The 1,100-nt window shown below is 57.9% G+C and carries 1 rRNA gene; it reads left to right on the top strand.

What is annotated here, in order from left to right:
• Nucleotides 1–866 (top strand): 23S ribosomal RNA (locus FAB82_RS04760); the annotation flags it as partial.
• Nucleotides 867–1,100: the final 234 nt, after the last annotated feature.

Genomic DNA, 1,100 nt, shown 5'->3' with positions numbered 1-1,100 from the left:
CTCGTTTCGCGCGGCAGGACGGAAAGACCCCGGGACCTTTACTATAGCTTGGTATTGGCATATTGTCTGGTTTGTGTAGGATAGGCGGGAGCCTGGGAAGCTGCGACGCTAGTCGTGGTGGAGGCGTTGGTGAAATACCGCTCTGATGAGATGATGTGTCTCACCCGCGGCCCTGATCGGGTCGGGGGACAGTGCCTGGTGGGTAGTTTAACTGGGGCGGTTGCCTCCTAAATGGTAACGGAGGCGCCCAATGGTACCCTCGGGCCGGTTGGAAACCGGTCGGTGAGTGTAAGCGTATAAGGGTGCTTGACTGTGAGACTGACGGGTCGAGCAGGTGCGAAAGCAGGGGCTAGTGATCCGGCACCGACGTACGGATGTGGTGTCGCTCAACGGATAAAAGGTACCCCGGGGATAACAGGCTGATCTTCCCCAAGAGTCCATATCGACGGGATGGTTTGGCACCTCGATGTCGGCTCGTCGCATCCTGGGGCTGGAGTTGGTCCCAAGGGTTGGGCTGTTCGCCCATTAAAGCGGCACGCGAGCTGGGTTTAGAACGTCGTGAGACAGTTCGGTCCCTATCCGCCGCGCGCGCAGGAGATTTGATGAAGGGCTGTCCCTAGTACGAGAGGACCGGGATGGACGAACCGCTGGTGTGCCAGTTGTCCCGCCAGGGGCATGGCTGGTTGGCTACGTTCGGGAGCGATAACCGCTGAAAGCATCTAAGCGGGAAGCGTGCTTCGAGATGAGATCTCCGACAGTTTTTAAGCTGGTGAGGCGCCCGGAAGATGACCGGGTTGATAGGCCGGACATGGAAGCGCCGTAAGGTGTGGAGTGGACCGGTACTAACCGCCGAGAACTTAACACTTTTTCAACCCCCCTTTATGGGGATGGTTGCGCAGAGCGAAACAAGTAGACACGCTCAATGAGACATTTCACGCACACTATGCGATTCTGAGGCAACACACCCAGGATCCACACCACCCAGACCAAGCGGTTTGGGTGAGCTCGATCAAGACCGAGCAGACCTGGCCGACAAGTGTTGGCCTCACGGGTTTGTTTGGTGGTGAGAGCGGAAGTGACACACCCGGTCCCATTCCGAA

The organism is Glycomyces buryatensis (assembly GCF_004912275.1).
Classification (GTDB): Bacteria; Actinomycetota; Actinomycetes; order Mycobacteriales; family Micromonosporaceae; genus Glycomyces; species Glycomyces buryatensis.
Note: the sequence above shows the minus strand (reverse complement) of the source record. Positions and strands in the feature narration are given on the sequence as shown.